The organism is Krasilnikovia sp. MM14-A1259, assembly GCF_047159535.1.
In the GTDB taxonomy this organism is placed as follows: Bacteria; Actinomycetota; Actinomycetes; order Mycobacteriales; family Micromonosporaceae; genus Actinoplanes.
This window is the reverse complement of record NZ_BAAGAJ010000002.1, coordinates 4,328,572-4,345,420: the sequence shown is the minus strand read 5'-3', so window position 1 is coordinate 4,345,420 and position 16,849 is coordinate 4,328,572. Positions and strand designations below refer to the sequence as shown.

Sequence of the window (16,849 nt, the reverse complement as noted above, 5' to 3'; positions counted from 1 at the left end):
CCACGCCTGCGCTCGATCAGTCTAGGCGCACGCGTACGGGAAACAGGGGAGCACCCCTTGATCTAGATCCGCAGCGTAACCGGTCCGGCGGGCGACCGGTATTTCGTCGCTCCCCGCGACCGATCATGGGCCCGACGGACGTCGTCCGACGAGGGCCGAACGGACGTCGTCGCGATTGCTTCCCGACAGTATCGTCGCCGTCGATGAATGCCCACCCCCCGCCACAGAGCGGCCTGTTCGGCCGTCCCATCCTCACCCTCACCATCGTGGTCGCCGCGCTGATCGGCGCGGGCCTCGGCGGTGTGGCGCTGGCCGACCGCGACTCCGCGACCGGCGCCCCCCAGTGGCACCAGCCGGCCGCCCCGGCCTCGCCGAAGGGCACCAAGCGGGCGAAACCGAGCACCGCGCCCGCAGGCCCGGCCACCGGCGGTGCGATCACGCTGTCCGCCACCGGCGACATCATCATGGGCAGCGCCCCGAACCGGCTGCCCGCGAACGACGGCGCCGGCTTCTTCGACTCCGTCGCCGAGGGCCTCAAGTCGGACCTGGTGATGGGCAATCTGGAACAGCCGCTCACCGACGACACGGGCACGAGCAAGTGCGGCTCGCCGAGCCCCAACTGCTTCGCGTTCCGCTCGCCGCCGAAATACGCGCAACACCTCAAGGACGCCGGGTTCGAGCTGCTCAACACCGCCAACAACCACTCCAAGGACTACGGCCCGGCCGGGTTCCGCAACACGGTCTCGGCGCTGGAGCAGGCCGGGCTTCGGCACACCGGCGCCGAGGACGAGATCACGGTGGTCGACGTCAAGGGGGTCAAGGTCGCGGTCGTCGGCTTCTCCCCGTACGCGGGGGCGAACAACCTCAACGACCTCGACCACTCACGTACGGTGATCCAGGCCGCGAAGCAGAAGGCCGACCTGGTGGTCGTGCAGGTGCACATGGGTGCCGAAGGCTCCGACCGGAATCACGTCAAGCCGGGCAGCGAGCTGTTCTTCGGGGAGAACCGGGGCGATCCGATCGCGTTCTCGCACGCGGTCATCGACGCCGGGGCGGACGTGGTCATCGGGCACGGCCCGCACGTGCTGCGCGGCATGCAGTTCTACAAGGGCAAGCTGATCGCGTACAGCCTGGGCAACTTCGCCGGGGGCGGCAACACGCTGTCCAGCTCCGGGGTGCTCAAGTACGGCGGCATCCTGCACGTCACGCTCAGTGCCGACGGCAAGTTCACGGGCGGGACATTTCTGTCCACGTACCTGAACGGGGCGGGCGTGCCCACCCGCGACAGCGCGAACGAGCGCGGCCGCGGCCTGGTCGCGCAGCTCTCCGCGGCCGACTTCGGCGACACCGCCGCGCGGATCGGAGACGACGGTTCGATCTCCCCGCCCGCGTGACAGTACGTTCACCAGAGCTGTCGGTGCCGCGACGTACTCTTGCACGGTGACTCGTCCGCCCGCCGCCCCCGCCCCGAGCGGGTCCGCTGTTCTTACCCGGTCGGCGAAGCGGTTCGCGCGGGAGACGCCGATCGGGCGCAAGCGCCGAGCCCGGCGGATGTCGCGGCTGCTCGCCGAGACCCACCCCGACGCCCACTGCGAGCTCGACTTCACCACCCCGCTGGAGCTGGCGGTCGCCACCATCCTCTCCGCGCAGACCACGGACGTGCGGGTCAACGAGGTCACCCCGATCCTGTTCCGCCGCTACCGCAGCGCGGCCGACTACGCCGCCGCCGACCGGGGGGACCTGGAGGAGCTGCTGCGGCCGACCGGCTTCTTCCGGGCCAAGTCGGATGCGCTGATCAAGCTGGGTGAGGCGCTGATCGACCGGCACGGCGGCGTCCTGCCGCGGACCCTCGACGAGCTGGTCGCGCTGCCCGGCATCGGCCGCAAGACCGCCAACGTCATCCTGGGCAACGCGTTCGATGTGCCCGGCATCACGGTCGACACCCATCTGCGGCGCCTGGTCAACCGCTTCGGCTGGGTCGCCGAAGAAGACCCGGTCAAGATCGAATTTCAGGTCGCCGACCTGATCGAGAAGCGCGACTGGACGATGATGTCGCACCGGGTCATCTTCCACGGGCGCCGGGTGTGTCACGCCCGCAAGCCCGCGTGCGGCGCCTGCACGCTGGCCACGTTCTGCCCGTCGTACGGGACGGGCCCGATCGACGCCCCGGTCGCCGCCCGGCTGCTGAAGGGACCACGGGCCCGCGAGCTCGCCGCCCAGGCCGGTGTGGACCCCGAGCTGGTCCCGGCGGCCGCCATCGTGACGCCGGAGGCGCCGTGACCGCACGCGGCCCGGCACGAGGGGTGCGCTGGCTGGCCGTGCCGCTCGCGCTCGTGCTGGCGGCGTGCACGGCCGAGGCGCGTTCCCCGGCCCCGCAGAGCGGGCCGTCGCCGTTCGCGGACTGCGCGGCGCTGGCCGCGCCCCCGCCGTCGGCCGAGGCGCCCGCGGCTGCGCCGTCCGCGGCGGCGGCCGGTGACGTGACGCTGCCCGATCTGGAGCTGCCGTGCTTCACCGGCGGTGCGCCGGTCCGTCTGGCCGGACTGCGGGGGCCCGCGGTGGTCAACGTGTGGGCGTCCTGGTGTGCTCCGTGCCGTACGGAGCTGCCGGCCATGCAGCGCCTCGCCGACCGTGCCGCGGGGCGGCTCACGGTCGTGGGCGTGGACACCGGCGACGACCGGGAGGCCGCGGCCGGATTCGCGACGGACCAGCAGGTCACGCTGCCGACCCTGTACGACCGGGACAAAAAGCTCATCGCCGCGCTGGGCCGCACCACGTTGCCGGTGACGGTCTTCGTCGACGGTCAGGGACACGCGCATGTGGAGCCGCTCCCGCTCGACCCGGGGCGGCTCACCGCCCACGTCCGGGACTGGACCGGCGTGACGGTGACCTCGTGAGCGGCGACGCCACACTCCCGGTGGGCGCCCGCCCCGACGGCCTGCCCGGCTGGTTCGAGCCGCTGCTGTCGCGCGTGGCCCTCAGCCGTACCGAAGACTTCACCCCGATCCAGCCGCCCGCCGACGGCGGCCGACCCAGCGCGGTGCTGGTGCTGCTCGGCGAGAACAGCCCGGACGCACCCGACGTGCTCGTGCTGCAACGGGCCGCGACCATGCGCAACCATGCCGGGCAGCCCGCGTTCCCGGGCGGCGCGGCCGACCAGGCCGACCGCGGCCCGGCGCACACCGCCCTGCGGGAGGCCAACGAAGAGGTCGGGCTCGACCCGGCCAGCGCCACCGTGCTGGCGCTGCTGCCACGGCTGTACATCCCGGTCAGCTCGTTCCTGGTGACCCCGGTGCTGGCGTGGTGGCACGCCCCGCATCCGGTGCATCCGCGCCAGCCTGACGAGGTGGCCCGCGTGGCCCGGCTGTCCGTCGCCGAGCTGGTCGACCCGACCAACCGGATCCGGGTCCGGCACCCGAGCGGCTGGATCGGGCCGGCGTTCCAGGCGCGCGGGATGCTGGTCTGGGGGTTCACCGCCGGAGTCATCTCGGCGCTGCTCGACATGGCCGGGTGGGCCCGCCCCTGGCAGCCCGGACGGATCGTGGACCTGCCTGTGACGCCGCCGGCCACGCCGGCCGGAACGCCCGACGAGGTGGTTTCATGAACGGCTGGAATCCCACTTCTACGCTGAGCGGGTGCACGTGGTCGATGGAATTCTGATCCTGCTGATGCTGGTCTTCGCGATCAGCGGCTACCGGCAGGGTTTTGTCGTGGGCGCCCTGTCCTTCGGGGGGTTCTTCAGCGGGGCGCTGATCGGGCTGCAGGTCGGTCCGCTGATCGCGGACCAGTTCGCCAGCGGGGCGACCCGGGTGGTGGTTTCACTCGTGTCCATCTTCGCGCTGGCGGTGCTCGGCCAGACCCTGGCCGGCTGGTTCGGCACCCGGCTGCGGCGCTCCATCTCCAGCCGCCCACTGCAGCGGCTCGACGACGCGGGCGGGGCGGTGGTGTCGCTGGTCGCGGTGCTGCTGGTCGCGTGGCTGGTCGCCGTACCGCTGGGGTCGTCCTCGCTGCCGTGGCTGAACCGGGAGGTGCGCAGCAGCGCGCTGCTCGGCGGCGTCAACAAACTGATGCCCGAGCAGGCGCAGGCCCTGTCGTCGGCGCTGCGCGAAACCCTGGACACCAACGGCTTCCCGGACGTCTTCGGCGGCCTGGCCCGGACCGAGGCCCGTGAGGTCGCCGCGCCCGACCCGGCGCTGGCGAGCTCACAGGTCGTGACGAACGCACGCCGGTCCGTCCTGAAGGTTCTCGGCACCGCGCCGAGCTGCTCGCGGCGCATCGAGGGCTCAGGCTTCGTGTACGCGCCGGAGCGCGTCATGACCAACGCCCACGTCGTCGCCGGCACCCGCAGCGTCCAGGTGGAGACGCCGCGTGGGCGGCTCGACGGCACCGTGGTCGTCTACGACCCGAAGCGAGACCTCGCGGTCCTCCATGTGCCCGGACTGACCGCGCCGGTGCTGCCGTTCGTGCCCAAGGCGGCCGGCACCGGCTCCAGCGGCATCGTGCTCGGCTTCCCGCTGGACGGGCCGTACGACGCGCAGTCGGCCCGCGTTCGGGACGTCAGCCGGATCACCGGCCCGGACATCTACGACTCGGGCGACGTGACCCGGGAGATCTACACGATCCGTGCGCTGGTGCGCAGCGGCAACTCCGGTGGCCCGCTGGTCGCGCCGAACGGCCGGGTGCTGGGCGTCATCTTCGCCGCCGCGGCCGACGACCGGAACGTGGGCTTCGCGCTGACCGCCGCCGAAGCGGCCGGTACGGCCCGGCTGGGGCTCGACCGCACCCGGGCCGTCAAGACCGGAAGCTGCGCCTGACCTGACCCGGGATGCCCGGCTCCGAGGCCGGGTGAAGGTTCGCGAGCCGAGGCCAGGTGACGTCAGCGAGGCGAAGCCGCATCACGTTCGCGAGACGAGGGTGACGTTCGCGAGGGTCAGGTGACGTTCGCGAAGCGGCGGAGCGTGACCAGCCCGGCCAGCACCGAAATCAGGAAGAGGGCTCCGGCCGCCCACCAGCCACGGTCCGAATGCGAGGCGGCGGCCTGCTCGGGCATCGCTGCGCCCGCGTTCGCGCCCGGCACGCGGGTGCCCGCGACGCCCGGGCCGTCGTCCGGCGCCGACTGGGCCTGCCCGGAAGCGGGCGCGCTGCCGAACTTGGAGATACCCGGATCGGGGGTGTTGTCCAGCGGGTTGCTCGGCACCCACGGCACGTCGGCCGTCAGCGCACCGGTCGGGTCGACCATGCCGAAGCCGTACGTGGAGTCGCGGCCCGGGGCGCCGCGATCCTTCGCGGTCCGGATGATCCGGTTGATCACCTCGGGGGCCGACATCGTCGGCCAGCGGGACCGGATCAGCGCCGCCGTCGCGGACACCATCGGCGCCGCGAAACTGGTGCCCTGCACCCGCCAGTACCCGTCCGGCCGCGCGCCGACCAACTGGGTCGCCGGTGCGGTCACCACGGTTTCCTTGCCGGTGATGGAGCCGGACCACAGCACGTCGCCGCCGCGTTCCATACCGGCGACCGCGATGACACCGGGCTCGCGGGCCGGATACCACACCCCGCTCGACGGTGAGGCGCTGGCGTTCCCGGTGCACGCCACCACGACGACGTCCTTGGCGAACGCGTAGTCCAGCGCGGCCGCGAGCGCGGCACTGCTGCCGTTGCCGCCGAGCGAGAGGTTGATCACCCGGGCGCCGTGGTCGACCGCCCACCGCACCCCTTTCGCCACGATCATCGCGTCGTCGTACCGGTTCTCCTCGTCCAGCACGCGGACGGGCAGGATCTTCGCCTTCGGCGCAATGCCGACGACCCCGTCGGCGTCGTCGTGGCCCGCGATGATGGCCGAGACCGTGGTGCCGTGGCCGACCAGGTCCGTGTCGCCGTCACCGCGCGGGTCGACCAGGTCCAGGCCGGGCAGCACCTGGCCCGCCAGATCCACGTGCCGGGCATCCACTCCCGAGTCGATGACCGCGACCGTCACCCCCTGCCCGGAGGAGTACGTCCACGCGCCGGCCACGTTCAGCGTCTTGAGATGCCACTGCTCCGCCCGGACCGAGTCGCCGTGCCACGGCGCGGGCATCTCCACCAGGTGGGCCGGCTCGGCCAGCGGGGCGGTCCACGTGGGCGCCGCCCAGGCCGGAGCCGCGCAGGTGCCCGCGGTGACGAGCCCGGCCAGGACTGCGGCGGCGAGACGCCGGGGCAGCCGCCGGCCGGTCACCAAAGGGCACCCCCGGCGGAGCGCGGGCACAGAAGAAGGCCGCTGGGGTGCGGCTCTACCGCGTCGCGCCGGGATCGGCGGGACGCACCCAATCGCGAAGTCGAAACGCTCACAGGTCGGCGTCGCCATTCTGGAAATGGACGGTCGATGCAGGGAGATTACTCCGATTCAGCGTCTTGTCGCGGGGGTCCGTCCATGCATTTCGCGCCGGGCCTCCCGGCGCAGCGGCCGGATCAGTGCGCGGGACGCCGGCGGGAGGCCCGGCCGGGCGGCCGGATCAGGGCGGCGGCAGGTGCGCGAGCTGGATCAGGCGCACCCCTTCGCGCCTGGTCAGCAGGTGCCCCCGGCCCGGCGGCAGCGTGCTGGGCGCGACCGTGCCGAGCAGCGCCCCCTCGTCCGCCGGTCCGGACATCACCAGGCCCGGCGAGGACAGCTCCCGCAGCCGCTGGATGACCGGCTCGTACAGCGCCCGGCCGGCGCCGCCCGCGCGGCGGGTGACGACCAGGTGCAGTCCGACGTCGCGGGCCTGCGGAAGGTAGTCGAGCAGCGGCGCCAGCGGGTTGGCCTGCCCGGCCGCCACCAGGTCGTAGTCGTCGACCAGCACGAACAGCTCCGGACCCTGCCACCACGAGCGGTCCCGCAACTGCTCGGCCTGCACCTCGGGGCCAGGCAGGCGCTTGGCCATGTACCCGGCGACGGACTCCATCAGGTCCTGCGTCTGCGGCGCCTGGATGCCGTACCCGATGCGATGGTCGGTCTCCGGCAGGTCCATCAGGCTGCGCCGGTAGTCGACCAGGATGATGCGGGCCTGCTCCGGGGTGAACCGCTGCGTCACCGACGTGGCCAGGGCGCGCAGGAACGACGACTTGCCGCACTCGGCGTCACCGAACAGCAGGAAATGCGGGTCGGTCGCGAAGTCGAGTTCGACGGGCCGCAGGTCGGCCTCGGCGACCCCGATCGGCAGCCGCAGCCCGGAGCTGCGGCTCAGGTCCAGTTCGGCGTACGGCAGGGTGGCCGGCAGCAGCCGCACGCGCGGGGCCGCCGGCCCGGGCCAGTTCGCGGCGATCGCCTTCACCAGTGCCCCGGTGTCGCCCAGCGTGCTCACCTCGGGGCGCACGGTCAGCAGATGCAGGCCCTTGGTCCGGTCTGTGGGGTGCTCCACGATGCCCCGGCCCGGCCGCTCGGGGACCCCGGCCGCGGCCCGCCGGTTGACCATCGAGTCGGTCGGGTCGCCGAGGCGCAGCTCCAGCCGGGAGCCGAACAGGTCACGGATCGGCGGGCGGAAGTCCATCCAGCGCGACGAGGCGGCCACCACGTGGATGCCGTACGACAGGCCGCGGGTCGCCATGTCCGTGATGGCCGGTTCCTGCTCCTCGTACTCCTTGCGCAGTGTCGCCCAGCCGTCCACGACCAGGAACACGTCCCCGAACGCGTCGTCGTCCCCGCCCGGTGCGTTCGCCCGTCGCCGCCGGTACGAGGCCATCGAGTCGATGCCGAGCTCGGCGAAGCGGCGTTCCCGTTCGGTGAGCAGGGCCAGCATCTCCCCGACGGTGCGGCGCACCCCGGCCGCGTCCACCCGCCCGAACACCCCGCCGACATGTGGCAGGTCCCGCAGCGTGCCCAGCGCGCCGCCGCCGAAGTCCAGGCAGTACACCTGCACCTCGGCCGGGGTGTGAGTCAGCGCGAGCCCGCAGATCAGGGCGCGCAGCGCGGTGGACTTCCCGCTCAGCGTGCCGCCCACCACCGCGACGTGCCCCGCCGCTCCGGCCAGCGACAGCCACATGACGTCGCGGATCTGCTCGCGCGGCTTGTCGACGAGCGCGATCGGGACCCGCAGCGCGCCGTGCAGCTCCGGATTCGGGAACGCCAGCCCGCGCACCGGATCGGCGGCGACCGGGCCCAGCAGTTCGTCCAGCGCGGCCGGCTGGTGCAGCGGGGGCAGCCACACCTGATGCGCGGGCGGCCCCTGCCCGTGGAGGCGGTCCACCATGATGTCGAGCAGGCTCGCACCGGCCTGCGCTGCCGTGTCGGGCGGGGGCGCGGCGGCGCGCGGGGGCGCAGGCACGAACCGCGTCGAGTACGGCAGCACCCGCGGCGCGCTGCCGTCCCCGGTATCACCCGCACCGCCCGGCGGCGTCGCGCGCACCACCGCGGAGGCGTACGCGGCCCGGAACCGCACCAGCGGATCGGTGCCGAACTTCAGATAGCCGTGCCCGGGAGAGCGGGGCAGCTCGTACGCGTCCGGCACACCGAGGACCGCCCGCGACTCCAACGCCGAGAACGTGCGCAGGCCGATCCGGTACGACAGGTGGGTGTCCAGCCCGCGCAGCCGCCCCTCCTCCAGGCGCTGGCTGGCCAGCAGCAGGTGCACGCCGAGCGAGCGGCCCAGCCGTCCGATCTGGACGAAAAGGTCAATGAAGTCCGGCTTGGCCGACAGCAGCTCGGAGAACTCGTCGCACACCACGAGCAGCGACGGGAGCGGCGGCAGGGCGGCCCCACCGGCGCGGGCCGTCTCGTAGTCGCGCACCCCGGAGTAGTTTCCCGCCTTGCGCAGCAGCTCCTGGCGCCGGACCAGCTCCCCGTCGATCGCGTCGACCATGCGGTCGACCAGCGGCAGTTCGTCGGCGAGGTTCGTGATGACCGCGGCGGTATGCGGCAGCCGGTCCAGCGAGGCGAACGTCGCACCGCCCTTGAAATCGACCAGGACGAAGTTCAGCGACTCGGACGAATGCGTCGCGGCCAGCGCCAGCACGAGCGTACGCAGAAGCTCGCTCTTGCCGGAGCCGGTCGCCCCGATGAGCAGGCCGTGCGGGCCCATGCCGTCCTGGGCGGACTCCTTGAGGTCCAGCTCCACCGGGCTGCCGTCGGCGCCCGTCCCGATCGGCACCCGCAGCCGGTCCCGGTGGGGCCGGGGCCGCCAGCCCTGCGCCACGCCGAACGCCACCGGGTCGCCGATGCCGAGCAGGTCGGCCAGGCCCGTCCCGGCGGCCGGCGGGGCGTCGGGGGACTTCGCGACCGCTGCGAGCCGCAGCGGTGCCAGCCGCCGGGCCACCGCCTCCGCCTGCTCCTCGGTCAGGCCGTCCGGGGTGCCGACGTCGGCGGCCGTGTCCATCGCGTACGTGTGCAGTTCGGGCCGGGCCCCGGCGGCCGTGCGGACCTCCAGCACCAGCTGCGAGCGGTCCAGCCGCCGGGGCGGCTGCCGATCCAGGTCGAGCACGGTCACGCCGTCGGTGCCGTCGTCGAGCCCGGCGGCGCCCTTGAGGTCGGCGCCGTCCAGCACGATCACCACGTGCGGGAAGGCAGCGCTGCCGCCGGACGGGTCGAACCGGGGACGGCTGCCGAGCACGTCCGCCAGCATCGTCTCCAGCTCGGGCCCGGAGCCCGTGACCAGCCGGATCGGGCCGAGCGCGTCCGACCGGGCCGGGTGCAGGCTGTGCGGCAGCCACTTCACCCACTCCCAGGCCGCCCGGCGGTGCGGCCCGGCGCACACCGCGACGATCAGGTCGTTCGGGGCGTGGAACGTCGCGAGCTGGATGAGCACCGCGCGGGTCACGGCACGGGTGTCCGCCTCCGCGCCCGGGCCGTGACCCCGCAGGAAGACCCGCGCGAAGCCGCGCAGCGACACCGCGACCGGCAGGTCCGGCACCACCGAGTACGCGTCGAGAAACCGGCGCAGCGCGCCCGCTGTCATCGGCTCCAGGTCCTCCAGCGGGCGGGTGACCGGCGGGACCAGTGGAGTGGCCAGGGTCTGCGGACCGACCGCGAGCCGGACCACGCCGAAGTCCGGATCGGCCGGGCGTCGTTCCCACAACCGGTGACTGGCCACCGTGGACCACAGCCGGGCCGGATCGGGATGCCGGTAGTACAGGCCCGCCCGCTGCCGGGCGGCCGTCTCCCGGGCGCGGCGGCGCACCCCGGACAGATGCCGCAGGTACTCGCGGCGGGCCGCCATCATCTCCGCCTTCTTCGGCGACCCGCCGGCACCGAACGAGGTGGCCAGCATCGCCACCGACGAGACGCCGAACAGCCCGCCGACCACATAGGAGAACGCGCCACCGCTGCCGCGGCCCATCATCAGTGCCATCGCGACCGAGCCGCCCAGCATCGGCAGGGCCATCATGGACTGCTGCCAGCGGGCGCCGGTGGTCTGCGGGATCTCCGGCGGCGCGTCGACGGCGATCTCACCCGCCGGGATCTCCGGGGCCGCACGCCGGGCGCTCCGTTTGATCAGCACCGTACTCATCGGTGGAAGCAGTCCCCTCGGCCCGTCCGCGGCCGGTCGCCGGTTGCCGCGATCGGCCCATGGTAGGAAAAGTGCGGTCCGTTCCGCAGCCCTCGACAGTCTCGATTGGACAGAAACATGACGGTCGGTCTGGCGCGAGTCACGATCAGTGCGCCCCAGCGCCGGGTGGATGTCGCGCTGCCCGAGCACGTCCCGCTGGCCGAGCTGCTGCCCGAGGTCCTGCGGCACGCCGGGGAAGGACTGGCCGACGACGGGGAGCAGCACGGCGGCTGGCTGCTGCGGCGTACCGACGGGCAGGCACTGGCCACCGCCGAGGGCCTGTACCCGCAGGGCGTACGCGACGGCGAGGTGCTGCACCTCGTGCCCGCCCGCGAGCAGTGGCCGGAACTGGAGTACGACGACGTCGTCGAGGCGATCGCCGACAGTGCACGGCGCCGCGGCACGGTCTGGTCACCGGCCGCCACCCGGGGCGCGGCCCTGGCTGGTGGCGGCGTACTGCTGGCGCTGGCCCTGACGGCGGTGCCGTCGGCGGGTCCGGGGTGGCCCGGTGCGGCGTACGTCGGGGTGGGCGGCGCGGTGCTTCTCCTGCTGGCCGGGGTGACCGCCTCCCGGGCGTACGGGGACGCGCAGGCCGGGGCGGTACTGGGCGCCTGCGCCCTGCCGTACGCGTTCGCCGGCGGCGCGATCCTGGTGGCGCCGGACGCCGGCGACCGGGTCGGGGTGCTCGGCGTACTGCCCTGGCTCGGCGGCCCCGAGCTGCTGGCCGGTGCGACCGCGCTGTTGTTGGCGGCGGTCGTCGGCGGCGTCGGGGTGGCCGCGGCGCGTTCGCTGTTCACCGCGGGCGGCACGGTCGGCCTGCTGGCGGCGCTGACGGCCGTGATGGGCCTGTTCACCTCCGCGGCGGGGGCGGCCGCGGTGCTGCTGTCCGTCCTGGTGTGCGGGATCGGCGCGTTCCCGCTGCTGGCGATCCGGTTCGGGAAGGTTCCGTTGCCGCCGGTGACGCTGCCGTCCGGGGCAGCGGCGGCCGACGCGGATTCGGCGGGTGTTCTGGACGCGTCGCGGGAGCGGCCGGGGCGGGCGATCGTTTTCGCTGCGGTGACCCGGACCGAGGAACTGCTCGCGGGGATGCTGCTGGGCCACGCGGTGCTGGCGGCCGGGGCGTTCATCGTGCTGGTGGCCGGTGGCGCAGGGTCGGCGCGGCTGCTGGTCGCGGTCGGGGCTGCGGCTCTGTTGCTGCGTTCGCGGCTGTTCGTCACGCTGCGCCAGCGGGTGCCGCTGGTGGCGGGAGGGCTGTGCGGGGTGGCGGCGCTCGGGGTGGACCTGCTGTCCGGCGCGCCGACAGGGGTGCTGCTGGCGGTCAGCGGGGCGGCGTTCCTGCTTGCGCTGCTCACGATGGTGGCCGGCGCGACGTACTCGCGCCGGCCACCATCGCCGTATCTGGGACGCGCCGCCGATCTGCTGGACACCCTCGTGGTGGTGTCCGTGATCCCGGTGGCGTGCGCCGTGCTCGGTCTCTACGACCTGGTGGGGGACATCAGCCTGTAGGCCGGCCCCGCCGGATCCCGCTCACTCCTCGGTGTCGTCGTGGTGCTCCGAGGCGGCGGCGCGCTTGAACGACGCGCGGATCTCCTCCTCGGCCTCGACCCGGCCCACCCAGGTGGCGCCCTCGACGGACTTGCCCGGCTCCAGGTCCTTGTAGACCGTGAAGAAGTGCTGGATCTCCATCCGGTCGAACTCACCCAGGTGGTGGATGTCGCGCAGGTGCTCCTGGCGCGGGTCTTCGAACGGCACGCACAGGACCTTGTCGTCGCGCCCGTGCTCGTCGCTCATCCGGTACATGCCGATAGCCCGGGCCCGGACCAGGCAGCCCGGGAAGGTGGGCTCCTGGATCAGTACGAGCGCGTCCAGGGGGTCGCCGTCCTGGCCGAGCGTGCCCTCGATGTACCCGTAATCCGCCGGGTACTGGGTCGCGGTGAAGAGCGTCCGGTCCAGCCGGATGCGGCCGGTCTTGTGGTCGACCTCATATTTGTTCCGCTGACCCTTGGGGATCTCAACCAAAACGTCGAAATCCATCATGTGCTCCCTTGTTCGTCCCGCGCTGGACCCCGGCGATGGGCCGGGCGGCGGAGGAGGGGACATGCAGGCCCACAGGATCCGCGCGCAACGGTGTGCCGGATGACAGTAGTCTCCCCTAAGTCTGCCGCCGTATCCGAGGAGGGGGCCACGTGGGGAGGCAAGATTCACAGCCCGGCCATGCCGCCGAGCCGTCCCGTCCGGGGCGCGCACCGGCCGGCCGGGCCAGTGTGCCGGTCCCGCCGCCCGTCGCCGGGCCGACCGCCATCCCGCCTGGTGGACCGCAGGACGGGCCGCGTGGAGTGCCGTCCGCGCCACCGGTTTCGCCGTCCCCGTCGCATTTTCCGGGCCAATCCCGGCAGCAGCAGCAGGACCCGCCGCACGCCGGGGGAATTCCTCCGATCGGTACCTACGGCCGGGCGGGCGTGCCTCCCGCGGCCGGACGGGCCGTGGTTTCCTCCGCCTCCGGAACGGCTCAGGTGCGGCAACCGATCGCTCCGCCCACGGCGACGAACGGACGGGCCGCGGTTCCGCCGGTCGGTCCGACCCGGCCCGCCGGTTCGGCCATGACGCCCGGCCAGGTTCCTCCGGCGACCCCGCCGGGCCAGGTTTTCCCCGCGACCCCGCCCGGCCAGGTTCCGCCTGCGACCCCGCCGGGCCAGGTTCCGCCTGCGTCTCCGCCGGGCCCGGTCCCGCCCGCGGCGCGGCGGAGCCGGCGTACCGTGCTTGTCTCGGTGCTGGCCACCGTGCTCCTGCTGGCGGTCGCCGCGACGGCCGTCCTGGTCGGGCAGCCCGGGCCGGTGCGCGGCTGGCTGGCGGCCGACACGACCGCGGCGGCGAAGGCACCGGCCACGCCCGACCCGGCCCCCACTCCGGTGCTGCGCGCCGCCGGCTCCGACGCGGCCGCCCCCTCCGCGGACGGGGTGCGTTCCGCGCTCGCGCCGCTGGTCGGTGCGCCCGCGCTCGGCTCCCGGGTGAACGTCTCCGTCGTGGACGTGGCCACCGGCCGGGCGCTGTTCGAGCAGAACGCCGACACCCCGACCACCCCCGCGTCCACCACCAAGCTGATCACGGCGGCCACCGTTCTCGCGGCGCGCGGGCCGGCGTACCGGCTGACCACGCGCGCGGTGGCGGGCAGCCACCCCGGTGAGGTGGTGATCATCGGCGGCGGCGACCCCACGCTGGCGGTCAACGGCGACGTCCAGCAGTTCCCCGGCTCCGCCCGCCTCGACCGGCTCGCCGCCCAGGTGCGCAAGGCCCTCGGCGGCACGAAGCCGACCCGGGTCGTGCTGGACACCTCGCTGTTCTCCGGGCCCACCACAGGCACCGGCTGGAGCTCCGACCTGATCGCCCCGCAGGGCCAGGTCGCCGCGATCCAGTCGCTGATGACCAACGCGGGCCGGATCCAGCCGGTGCACCACGAGCGCGCCCCCGACCCGCGCTACAGCGACCCGGCCATGTCGGCCGCGCGGGCGTTCGCGGCGCAGCTCGGCGTACCGTCCGGCGCGGTGACCCAGGGCAAGGCACCGGAGACCGCCGCGGGGGCGTCGACCGCGCCCGGGCAGGCGGTCGTACCCGGCACGCAGCTCGGCGCGGTGCAGTCCCCGCCGCTGGTGCACGTCCTGGATTGGATGCTGCAGCAGAGCGACAACGTCATCGCCGAGTCCATGGGCCGTCAGGTCGCGCTCGCCGCGGGCAAGCCCGCGACGTTCGAGGGCGCGGCCGAGGCGATGACCGCCAAGCTGGGCGAGCTGGGCCTGCCCAAGGACGAGGCCGATCTGTACGACGCCAGCGGCCTGTCCCGCAACAACGGCATCAGCCCGGCCCTGCTCACCAAGCTGCTGGCGCTCGTCGCCAGCGGTAAGCAGCCCGCCCTGAGCAGCATGTTCGGCGGCCTGCCGGTGGCGGGATGGTCCGGCACGTTGCAGGACCGCTTCGGTACGTCCACGAACTCTGTCGGCAAGGGCCTCGTCCGGGCCAAGACCGGCACGCTCAGCAGGGTCAACGCGATGGCCGGTGAGCTGGTGACCAAGGACGGGCGGCTGCTGGTGTTCGCGTTCATGGCGGACGCGACGAGTACCGACAACGATGCGGCCCGGGCGGCCTTGGACCGGCTCGCCGCCCGGCTGGTCGACTGCGGCTGCTGATCTCCGGGTTTCTTCCGGAGCTGCGCGCTGGCCGGGCGCGGGTACGGTGGTGGGCATGGCGCAGTTCGTGGACTGGGACCTGGCCGCCGCCACCGCGGGCGCCCTGTCGAAGTCGGGGCCGGCGGTGTCCTACGAGGAGGCCACCGAGGTCGTGGCGCAACTGCGGGCACTGACCGACGAGGCGGCCGAGCACGTCGCGGCGTACACGGGGCTGACCCCGCACGTCGATGTGCCGCCGGTGCGGGTGGTGGACCGCAAGGACTGGGCGGCGGTCAACCTCGCCGGTCTCAAGCAGGTCATCGTCCCGCTGGTCAGCCGCCTCACCGGGGACAATCCGCCTGGGGCGATGGCGGACGCGATCGGCTCCCGGCTGACCGCGGTCCAGGCCGGCACGGTGCTGGCGTACCTGTCCGGCCGGGTCCTGGGCCAGTACGAGGTGTTCACCGACGATCCCGGCCAGCTGCTGCTCAACGCCCCGAACATCGTCGAGGTGGAGCGCCGGATCCAGGCCGACCCGCGGGACTTCCGGCTGTGGGTGTGCCTGCACGAGGTCACCCACCGTACGCAGTTCACCGCGGTCCCGTGGATGCGCGGCTACTTCCTCGGCGAGGTGCAGGCGTTCGTCGACGCGTCGCAGAGCGGCGAGCACATCCTGGAGCGGCTGCGCCGCGGCGTGGCCACCCTGTCGGATGCGCTGCGCGACCCGCAGAGCCGTTCCTCGGTGCTGGATCTGGTGCAGACGCCCGCGCAGAAGGCGGTGCTGGACCGGCTGACCGCGCTGATGACGCTGCTGGAGGGGCACGCCGAGTTCGTGATGGACGGCGTCGGCCCGGACGTGATCCCGTCGGTCGAGTCGATCCGCACCAAGTTCAACCGCCGCCGCGAGGGCGGCAACCCGTTGGAGAAGGCGATCCGGCGGCTGCTCGGCATCGAGGTCAAGATGCGCCAGTACGCCGAGGGCCGCAAGTTCGTGCACGGCGTGGTCGAGCGCGTCGGGATGGACGGCTTCAACAAGGTGTTCAGTTCCCCGCTGACGCTGCCCCGCCTGGACGAGCTGAACGACCCGGACGCCTGGGTGAGCCGGGTGCACGGCCCGGCCGGGTCGCTGCCGCCGGCCGGCTGACAGCGCCGTGGCGCGCATCCCCGCCCCGGTGGCCGCCGTGCGGCAGGCGGTGCGTGCCGCACTGGCCGGGCTGCCCGGTGACGCCCGGGTGCTGGTGGCGTGTTCGGGCGGCGCGGATTCGCTGGCGCTCGCCGCCGCGGCCCGGTTCGTGGCCCCCCGCCTGGGTCTTGCCATCGGGCTCGTCACGGTCGACCACGGGCTGCAGGAGGGTTCGGCCGCCCGCGCCGCCGACGTCGCCGCGTGGGCCCGCGCCGCCGGGTTCGACCCGGTCGAGGTGGCGACGGTCGAGGTGTCCGGGCCCGGAGGCCCGGAGGCCGCGGCCCGCTCCGCCCGGTACGCCGCGCTGGACGCCGCCGCAGCCCGCCACGGCGCGTCCGCGGTGCTGCTCGGGCACACCCGCGACGACCAGGCGGAGACGGTGCTGCTCGCACTGGCCCGGGGGGCGGGGCCGCGCGGGCTGGCCGGGATGCCCGTACGCCGCGGCGTCCTGGTGCGCCCGCTGCTGGCGATCGCGCGTGCGGACACCCGCAAGGCGTGCGCGGCGCTGGGGCTGAGCCCGTGGGACGACCCGCACAACACCGACCCGGCGTACGCCCGGTCGCGGGTCCGGGGCCAGGCGCTGCCGGCGCTGGTCGCCGCGCTCGGGCCGGCGGTGGTGGACAACCTGGCCCGGACGGCGGCCCTGCTCGCCGAGGACACCGCCACGCTGGACGCCCTGGCGGCCGCGGCGCTGGCCACGGCCCGTACGGAGCAGGGCCTGTCCGTGGCGGCACTGACCGCGCTGGACCCGGCGGTGCGCGGCCGGGTGCTGCACGCCTGGGCCCGCGAACTCGGCGCCGCGGGTGGGGCTCTGTCGCAGCGGCATGTGGCCGCGCTCGATGCGCTCGTCGTGCGGTGGCACGGGCAGGGGGCCACGCACCTGCCGGGAGGGGCGGCGGTTTTGCGGCGGGCCGGACTACTCGTCCGGGTGGACCCGGACCGAGTGTGACGGTTGTCACGATCCGCAGGGATTTTCGGTCAGACGGGTCCGATCCAGGAGATACACGGTCGTC

Annotated in this window: 12 protein-coding genes; 9 read left to right on the top strand and 3 right to left on the bottom strand. The window is 73.9% G+C overall.

Features of this window, described 5'->3' with window-relative positions:
- Positions 1–203: 203 nt before the first annotated feature.
- The 5 genes from ACMCNK_RS19625 to ACMCNK_RS19605 all read left to right on the top strand — a co-directional run bounded on the left by ACMCNK_RS19625 (position 204) and on the right by ACMCNK_RS19605 (position 4,811).
- The gene (locus tag ACMCNK_RS19625) at positions 204–1,394 is read left to right on the top strand and encodes a CapA family protein (protein ID WP_412737852.1); all 1,191 of its coding nucleotides are present in this window, start codon (positions 204–206) and stop codon (positions 1,392–1,394) included.
- Positions 1,395–1,524: 130 nt separating this feature from the next.
- The gene (gene nth, locus ACMCNK_RS19620; protein ID WP_412740922.1) at positions 1,525–2,280 is read left to right on the top strand and encodes an endonuclease III; all 756 of its coding nucleotides are present in this window, start codon (positions 1,525–1,527) and stop codon (positions 2,278–2,280) included.
- Positions 2,277–2,894 (top strand): TlpA family protein disulfide reductase, encoded by a 618-nt coding sequence (locus ACMCNK_RS19615; protein ID WP_412737851.1) that lies wholly within the window; start codon positions 2,277–2,279, stop codon positions 2,892–2,894. The genes nth and ACMCNK_RS19615 overlap by 4 nt, the downstream gene beginning before the upstream one ends.
- On the top strand, positions 2,891–3,601 hold the full coding sequence (locus tag ACMCNK_RS19610) for an NUDIX hydrolase (RefSeq protein WP_412737850.1): 711 nt from the start codon (positions 2,891–2,893) through the stop codon (positions 3,599–3,601). Before ACMCNK_RS19615 ends, ACMCNK_RS19610 begins: the two co-directional genes overlap by 4 nt.
- Positions 3,602–3,632: 31 nt before the next feature.
- The gene (locus tag ACMCNK_RS19605) at positions 3,633–4,811 is read left to right on the top strand and encodes a MarP family serine protease (RefSeq protein WP_412737849.1); all 1,179 of its coding nucleotides are present in this window, start codon (positions 3,633–3,635) and stop codon (positions 4,809–4,811) included.
- A 116-nt stretch (positions 4,812–4,927) separates the two neighbouring features.
- Here the strand turns inward: ACMCNK_RS19605 and mycP are convergent, their stop codons facing one another.
- Complete coding sequence (gene mycP, locus ACMCNK_RS19600) at positions 4,928–6,211, bottom strand: type VII secretion-associated serine protease mycosin (protein WP_412737848.1); 1,284 nt, start codon at positions 6,209–6,211, stop codon at positions 4,928–4,930.
- 277 nt (positions 6,212–6,488) lie between these two features.
- Positions 6,489–10,454: a type VII secretion protein EccCa gene (gene eccCa / locus ACMCNK_RS19595; protein ID WP_412737847.1), complete on the bottom strand. Its 3,966-nt coding sequence runs from the start codon at positions 10,452–10,454 to the stop codon at positions 6,489–6,491.
- A 117-nt stretch (positions 10,455–10,571) separates the two neighbouring features.
- Between eccCa and eccD the strand changes: the two genes are divergently transcribed.
- A complete protein-coding gene (gene eccD, locus ACMCNK_RS19590) occupies positions 10,572–11,999 on the top strand; it encodes a type VII secretion integral membrane protein EccD (RefSeq protein WP_412737846.1) in 1,428 nt (475 codons plus the stop codon).
- A gap of 21 nt (positions 12,000–12,020) precedes the next feature.
- Here the strand turns inward: eccD and ACMCNK_RS19585 are convergent, their stop codons facing one another.
- The gene (locus ACMCNK_RS19585; RefSeq protein WP_412737845.1) at positions 12,021–12,527 is read right to left on the bottom strand and encodes an inorganic diphosphatase; all 507 of its coding nucleotides are present in this window, start codon (positions 12,525–12,527) and stop codon (positions 12,021–12,023) included.
- Positions 12,528–13,249: 722 nt separating this feature from the next.
- On the opposite strand from ACMCNK_RS19585, the gene dacB reads away from it, so the two are divergent.
- From dacB to tilS, 3 genes are read left to right on the top strand one after another with little or no spacing between them, the layout of a single operon-like run.
- Positions 13,250–14,674 (top strand): D-alanyl-D-alanine carboxypeptidase/D-alanyl-D-alanine-endopeptidase, encoded by a 1,425-nt coding sequence (dacB, locus tag ACMCNK_RS19580; protein WP_412737844.1) that lies wholly within the window; start codon positions 13,250–13,252, stop codon positions 14,672–14,674.
- A gap of 55 nt (positions 14,675–14,729) precedes the next feature.
- Positions 14,730–15,797 carry a zinc-dependent metalloprotease gene (locus ACMCNK_RS19575; protein WP_412737843.1) on the top strand — a complete coding sequence of 356 codons (1,068 nt, stop codon included), beginning with the start codon at positions 14,730–14,732 and terminating at the stop codon, positions 15,795–15,797.
- Positions 15,798–15,804: 7 nt separating this feature from the next.
- Positions 15,805–16,785, top strand: a complete 981-nt coding sequence (gene tilS, locus ACMCNK_RS19570; protein ID WP_412737842.1) for a tRNA lysidine(34) synthetase TilS — start codon at positions 15,805–15,807, stop codon at positions 16,783–16,785.
- Positions 16,786–16,849: the final 64 nt, after the last annotated feature.

What these genes read in the sequence shown, in the direction of transcription:
- ACMCNK_RS19625 (WP_412737852.1), top strand. Translation starts at nt 204, where the DNA reads ATGAATGCCCACCCCCCGCCACAGAGCGGCCTGTTCGGCCGTCCCATC.
- ACMCNK_RS19575 (WP_412737843.1), top strand. Translation starts at nt 14,730, where the DNA reads ATGGCGCAGTTCGTGGACTGGGACCTGGCCGCCGCCACCGCGGGCGCC.
- eccD (WP_412737846.1), top strand. Translation starts at nt 10,572, where the DNA reads ATGACGGTCGGTCTGGCGCGAGTCACGATCAGTGCGCCCCAGCGCCGG.
- eccCa (WP_412737847.1), bottom strand. Translation starts at nt 10,454, where the DNA reads ATGAGTACGGTGCTGATCAAACGGAGCGCCCGGCGTGCGGCCCCGGAG.
- ACMCNK_RS19585 (WP_412737845.1), bottom strand. Translation starts at nt 12,527, where the DNA reads ATGGATTTCGACGTTTTGGTTGAGATCCCCAAGGGTCAGCGGAACAAA.